The sequence below is a fragment of the Deferrisoma sp. genome, from assembly GCF_054681715.1.
Genome location: NZ_BAAHFQ010000159.1, coordinates 1 through 6206 on the forward strand (window position 1 = coordinate 1; position 6206 = coordinate 6206).

General features: G+C 71.2%; 6 protein-coding genes. 5 read left to right on the plus strand and 1 reads right to left on the minus strand.

Going from position 1 to position 6206, the window contains the following annotated elements:
• A partial coding sequence (gene gspK / locus ACY0I8_RS15240) for a type II secretion system minor pseudopilin GspK (RefSeq protein WP_461395427.1) occupies positions 1-775 on the plus strand: 775 nt, incomplete at its 5' end.
• Between the two features lie 2 nt (positions 776-777).
• On the plus strand, positions 778-978 hold the full coding sequence (locus ACY0I8_RS15245; protein WP_461395428.1) for a hypothetical protein: 201 nt from the start codon (positions 778-780) through the stop codon (positions 976-978).
• Positions 979-1031: 53 nt separating this feature from the next.
• On the opposite strand, the gene ACY0I8_RS15250 is transcribed toward ACY0I8_RS15245, so the two are convergent.
• Positions 1032-1823, minus strand: coding sequence for a PHP domain-containing protein (locus tag ACY0I8_RS15250; protein ID WP_461395429.1), 792 nt, complete (start codon positions 1821-1823; stop codon positions 1032-1034).
• 347 nt (positions 1824-2170) lie between these two features.
• Here ACY0I8_RS15250 and ACY0I8_RS15255 point away from each other — a divergent pair, with 347 nt between their 5' ends.
• From ACY0I8_RS15255 to lon, 3 genes are all read left to right on the plus strand, one after another.
• Positions 2171-4087 carry an ATP-dependent DNA helicase gene (locus ACY0I8_RS15255; protein ID WP_461395430.1) on the plus strand — a complete coding sequence of 639 codons (1917 nt, stop codon included), beginning with the start codon at positions 2171-2173 and terminating at the stop codon, positions 4085-4087.
• A 64-nt stretch (positions 4088-4151) separates the two neighbouring features.
• Positions 4152-4592 carry an Hsp20/alpha crystallin family protein gene (locus ACY0I8_RS15260; RefSeq protein WP_461395431.1) on the plus strand — a complete coding sequence of 147 codons (441 nt, stop codon included), beginning with the start codon at positions 4152-4154 and terminating at the stop codon, positions 4590-4592.
• 11 nt (positions 4593-4603) lie between these two features.
• A partial coding sequence (gene lon, locus ACY0I8_RS15265) for an endopeptidase La (protein ID WP_461395432.1) occupies positions 4604-6206 on the plus strand: 1603 nt, incomplete at its 3' end.

Genomic DNA, 6206 nt, shown 5'->3' on the forward strand with positions numbered 1-6206 from the left:
CCAGGCCCACGCCCTCCTGCGCTCGGGCATCGCGGTGGGCTCGGCCCTGCTCCGGGAGGACGCCCGGGACAACCAGGTGGACCACCGGGGCGAGCCCTGGGCCGACGTGATCCCCCCCGTGCCCCTGGGCGACGGGGTGCTGGCGGTGGCGGTCCACGACCTTTACGGCCGGTTTCCCCTGGCCGCCGTGCTGAACGACCGGGGCGAACCCCTGGCCTCCCGGGCCGAGGCGCTCCGGCGCCTTATCGAGGCGGCCGCCCCCTCCGACGCCGACCCGGGGGCGCTGGCGGAGGCGCTGCTCGACTGGATCGACGCCAACACCGACGGGATGTACGAGGAGAACCCGGACTACACGGTGCCGAACCGACCGCTCCTGGATCTTGACGAACTCCGGCGGATCGAGGGGTTCACCCCCGAGGTGGTGGCCGCGGTGGCTCCCCACCTGGACGTGCGGGCCGACCCCAAGGTCAACGTGAACACCGCCTCGGTGCCGGTGCTCCAGGCCCTCCACCCCGACCTCGGGCCCGACCGGGCCCAGGAACTCTACGACGACCTCACCGAGACCCCGCTGGAGCGGGCCACGGACCTCAAGAACCGGTCCGCCATGGCGGGCCTGGCGATCACCCGGCTCGTGTTCGAGGTGGTGGTGGAGAGCCCCCGGTTCCTGGTGGACCTGGCGGCCGACGTGCGGGGGGTGAACCGCACGGCCCAGGCCGTGCTGGAGCGCAACCGGGACGAGGACCGGGTTCGGGTCGTGTCCTGGCGGGAGGAGTGAAGATGCGGGACTGGCGCCATCTGACCGGGAAACCTGTGGTGGTGGTGGCGGCCGGGGTGGAGCACCGGGGTGTGGCCGTGGAGATGGGGGAACGGGGGATCCTGCTTCGCACGCCGAGCGGCTTCCGGGAGATCCCCTGGGACCGGATCACGGCCCTCCGGCCCGACCCCGCGGCCGGTCGCCCGGGGGGGCGGGGAAGCTAGAGGGCAACTCCCCCGGGCCCGTGGAAGCCTGGTTGCAATACGCTGCCGGGGGCTCATCCCCCCTCGAACTCGGCCGGGTCGAGCTCCAGGAACCGGCACACGGTGTCCCAGGAGCGGTTGATGACCTGCTCGGGCCGGACGCCGGCCGACGAGGCCACCTCCCAGGCGTCGTCCACCACCCCCACCTGCTGGGCCACGTGGGCGTCGGAGGAAAGGCAGATCCACGCCCCCACCCGCGCCGCCTCGGCCGCGATAGCGTGGCAGGTTTCCAGGCTTCCCCGCCGGGCGTTCACGAACGAGGCGTTGTTGATCTCGAGGGCCACCCCGTGGGCCCGGGCCGCGGCCACGAGCGCCGGCACGTCCACCGGGAACGCGGGGTTCCCGGGGTGCCCCAGGATCCGGACCTTGGGCCGGGACATGGCCGCGACGAGCACCTTCGTGTTCTTGCGGGGGTTCGAGGCCTTGAGCCCGCACCCCTCGTGAAACCCCACGATGGCGTAGTCGAGCCGGGCCAAGAGCCCATCGGGCAGGTCCAGGTCCCCCCGGGCGTTCACGGGGTTGGCCTCGACCCCCCGGAGGATCCTGACCCCGTCCAGGACCCGGGGGAGAAACCGCAGGGCCGAGAAGTGGTACACGTGGGGCCCCCCGGGCAGGGCCGGGCCGTGGTCGGCCACCCCGACCGCCCGGAGTCCCCGGGCCCGGGCCTCCCGGGCGATCTCCGCCACCGTGGAGAAGGCGTGGCCGCTGGCGATCGTGTGGACGTGAAGGTCGGCTTGGATTCGCATGGGCACGGGATTGTAGTAGAGTTCCCCGCCCGCGGTCCACGGCCGCCGGTCTTCGGTCAACGCTCGGCGGCGGAAGGCCGGACGGACCTGCGCGAATAGCTGCAAAAGGGTTCCCGGAGGCGGGTGGGGGACTGGTTCCGGCCGGGCGCGAGTGCGGCACCCGATCGCCGCGCCTTTCCATGCCGTTGTCCGCGCGGCGGGGCGAGGCGACGGTGGCGGACGTTCCGGATCTTCCAAAGCGATCCCGGCGTGGTGAGGGCGCGGCGAGGTAAGGGGCCGCACCCGGCTCTCCACCAGCCCCCCACCCGCGGGTTTCCGTAGCGCTGACGGGGACCTGACGATACTTCCGTTGGTGTCAGTAATCGTAGTTCCGACGAGGCGTTCTCCCTTCTGACCATCGCACCCCCATGGACATCGAAGCCTTTTTTTCGGCCGATGGCCCCTTGGCCCGCGCGGTGCCGGGGTATACGCCCCGGGAGGCCCAGGTGCGCATGGCCCGTGCCGTGGCCGAGGTGTTCCGGCGAGGCGGGGTGCTCCTGGCCGAGGCCGGCACGGGCACCGGCAAGACCCTGGCCTATCTCGCACCGGCGGTGGCCTCGGGCAAGCGGGTGGTGGTGAGCACGGCCACCAAGACCCTCCAGGCCCAGATCGTGGAGCGGGACGTGCCGGTGCTGGCCCGGGCCCTGGGGCGGCCCGTGTCGGTGGTGCTCCTCAAGGGCCGCCAGAACTACCTGTGCCTCCGGAGGTTCGAGGCGTTTCGGGCCCAGCCCCTCTTTCGGTTCCCCGAGGAGGCCCGACTCTACGACCGGTTCGAGCGGTGGGCCGGCTCGACCGCCACGGGCGACCGGGCCGAGTGGTCCGACCTCCCAGACGACTTCGGCCCCTGGAAAGACGTGTGCTCGACCCGGGAGGCCTGCTGGGGCTCCCGATGCCCCCGGGAGGACGCCTGCTTCTTCCTGCGCCGCCGGCGGGAGGCCCAGAGGGCCCAGGTGGTGGTGGTGAACCACCACCTCCTATGCGCCGACCTGGCCGTGCGGTCCGCCTCCTCGTCCGAGGTGCTGCCCCGGTACGAGGCCCTCGTGGTGGACGAGGCCCACCACCTGGAGGCGGTGGCCACGGACCATTTCGGCACCCAGGTGAGCTCCTACCGGGTGGCCGAGCTCGTCCGGGACGCCCGCCGGGCCTTGGCCGGGGACGCCGAAGCGCCCCCGGGCCTCGGGAAGGCCTTGGACCGGGTGGCCGAGACGTCCGAGGCCTTCTGGCCGGCCCTGCCCCGGGCCGAGGCGCCCCGCCGGCTCCGGGGCCCCCTGGCCGGAAAGCCGGGACGCCGGCTCGAGGAACTCCTCGGGGCGCTGGCCGCCTGGGAGGACCGGCTCCGGCCCCGGGAGGCGCGCTCGCCGGACGCCGAGGCCGTGGCCCGCCGCACCCGGGAACTCCAGGAGGACCTCGTCCGGTTCCTGAACGAGCCCGAACCCGGGGAGGTGCGTTGGCTCGAGACCCGGGGCCGCGGGGCCTTCCTCCGGGCCGCCCCGGTGGAGGTGGGGGAGGTGCTCGCCGCGAACCTGTTCGGGGGGGACACCCCGGCCGTTCTCACCTCGGCCACCCTGCGGGTCGGGGGCACCTTCGGGTACCTGCGCGAGCGCCTCGGGGTGCCGGAGGCGGCCCGGGAGTTCGTGGCGGAGAGCCCCTTCGACCACCGGGAGCAGGGGATCCTCTACATTCCCCGCGCCTTCCCCGACCCCAACGCCCCCGAGTTCCCGGAAGCGGTGGCCGCGGAGATCGAGGCCCTCCTCGGGATCACCCGCGGCCGGGCCTTCTGCCTGTTCACCTCCCACCGGAACCTCCGGGCCGTGGCCGACCGGCTCCGGGGCCGGGTACCCTATCCCCTCCTTGTCCAGGGCGAGGGGCCCCGGGAGGTGCTCCTGCGGCGGTTCCAGGAGGACCGCCACTCGGTGCTCCTGGGGGCGCTGTCGTTCTGGGAGGGCGTCGATGTGCCGGGCGACGCCCTGAGCGCCGTCATCATCGACCGCATCCCCTTCGCGAGCCCCGACGAGCCCCTGGTCCAGGCGCGGATCGAGCGGGTACGGGCGACGGGCCGGTCGCCGTTCACGGCCTACCAGCTCCCCGCCGCGGCCATGACCCTGGTCCAGGGGGTGGGACGGCTCCTTCGCCGGTCCGACGACCGGGGCCTGGTTGCGATCCTCGACCTGCGGATCGTCCAGAGGGGGTACGGCCGGGTGCTGCGGGAGAGCCTTCCCCCCTTCCCCCTGACCCGGGACCGCGCCATCGTCTCGCAATTCTTCGAGAAAAACGGGCTTTCTTGACGACCCCCCGGGCCGTGGCTATGATCCCGCGGCACCTTCGGGACCGCCCATCGCCGAGGCAGCCATGCGCCATCCGCCCCGTGACTTGCTGGAACGTCTTCGCTACTTCGAGCAGCAGGTGGAGGCCCTCTTCCGCCGACTGTTCGAGGACCAACTGGCGCCGGCGAGCCTGGCGAACCCCGGGGCGTTCCCCGCCGTGGACGTGGTGGAAGAGGAGGGCGCGATCCGGGTGCGGGCGGACCTGCCGGGCGTCGACCGCTCGACCCTCGAACTCTACGCCGGCCCCCAGTTCCTTATTCTGCGGGGGGTGAAGCCCGCCCCCGAAACCGGGTGGAGTTACCTGCGGGTCGAGCGCACCTTCGGGCCGTTCCAGCGGATGGTGATCCTCCCGGCCGCCGGGGACCCCTCGGGCACGAAGGCGGCCCTCGACCGGGGGGTGCTGGAGGTGGAGATTCCCAAAATGACCGACCGGCGGAGGGGATATCGCCGGATTCCCATCGAGTGACGAGGCGATCCATGTCGCAGAGCGAGAACACGCCGACCGTTGCGGAAAATGCCGAGATCCAGGGGGTGGAGATCCCCGAGGTCCTACCCATGCTCCCGGTGCGGGACGTGGTGGTGTTTCCGTTCATGATCCTCCCGCTTTTCGTGGGGCGGGAAAAATCCGTGGCCGCGGTGGAGGAGGCCCTCCAGGGCAACCGCATGCTGTACCTGGCCACCCAGAAAGAGGTGGCCACCGAGGAACCCGGGCCCGACGACATCTACGAGATGGGCACCGTGGGCATGATCATGCGGATGCTCAAGCTCCCCGACGGCCGCATCAAGATCCTGGTGCAGGGACTGAGCCGCGCCCGGCGAAAGGAGATCCTGACCACCGACCCCTGCTACCGGGTCCGGGTGGAGCCCGTGCCCGAGACCGTGCTGAGCGAACCCGACTACGAGTCCGAGGCGCTGATGCGCTCGGTGCGCGAAAAGCTCGAAGAGATCGTGAACATGGGCAAGGGCATCTCCACCGAGATCATGATGATCCTGGAGAACGTGGAGGACCCGGGCCGGCTCGCCGACATCGTGGCGGCCAACGTGAACCTGAAGGTGGCGGACGCCATGCAGGTGCTCGAGGCCGTGGACCCCAAGGACCGGATCAACCGGGTCCACAGCCTGCTGGAGCGGGAACTCCAGGTGCTCATGGTCCAGGCCAAGATCAAATCGGCCGCCAAGGAGGAGATGAACAAGAGCCAGCGGGAGTACTTCCTGCGCCAGCAGCTCAAGGCGATCCAGGACGAGCTCGGGATCACCGACGACCGGGGGGAGGAGATCGAGAACCTCCGGGAGAAGATCGAGAAGGCCAAGATGCCCAAGGAGGCCCGGGCCGAGGCCGAGCGGGAGCTCAAGCGGCTCCAGGGCATGCCCCCGTCCTCGGCCGAGGCGGCGGTGATCCGCACCTACATCGAGTGGCTCACCGAGATGCCTTGGAAAAAACGCACCAAGGACAACATCGACATCCCGCGGGCCAAGAAAATCCTGGACGAGGACCACTACGACCTGGAGAAGGTCAAGGACCGGATCCTGGAGCACCTTGCGGTCAAGAAGCTCAAGCCCGACACCAAGGGTCCGATCCTGTGCTTCGTGGGGCCGCCGGGGGTGGGGAAGACGAGCCTGGGCCAGTCCATCGCCCGGGCCATGGGCCGCAAGTTCGTGCGGATGAGCCTCGGGGGCGTCAAGGACGAGGCCGAGATCCGCGGTCACCGCCGCACCTATGTGGGCGCCATGCCCGGCCGGATCGTGCAGGGGATCCGCAAGGCGGGCTCCCGCAACCCCGTGTTCATGCTGGACGAGGTGGACAAGATCGGCCAGGACTTCCGGGGCGACCCGGCCTCGGCGCTCCTGGAGGTGCTCGACCCGGCCCAGAACTCCAGTTTCGAGGATCACTACCTGAACGTGCCGTTCGACCTCTCGGAGGTCATGTTCATCTGCACCGCGAACCTGATCGACCCGATCCCGCCGGCGCTCCTGGACCGGATGGAGGTGATCCGGCTGTCGGGCTACACCCGGGAGGAGAAGCTCGAGATCGCCCGCCGGCACCTGATCCCCCGTCAGATGGCCGAGCACGGGCTCACCG

Bases quoted from the DNA above. Each gene is read 5' to 3' on its own strand.
- ACY0I8_RS15245 (WP_461395428.1), top strand. From the start codon at position 778: ATGCGGGACTGGCGCCATCTGACCGGGAAACCTGTGGTGGTGGTGGCG.
- ACY0I8_RS15255 (WP_461395430.1), top strand. From the start codon at position 2,171: ATGGACATCGAAGCCTTTTTTTCGGCCGATGGCCCCTTGGCCCGCGCG.
- ACY0I8_RS15260 (WP_461395431.1), top strand. From the start codon at position 4,152: ATGCGCCATCCGCCCCGTGACTTGCTGGAACGTCTTCGCTACTTCGAG.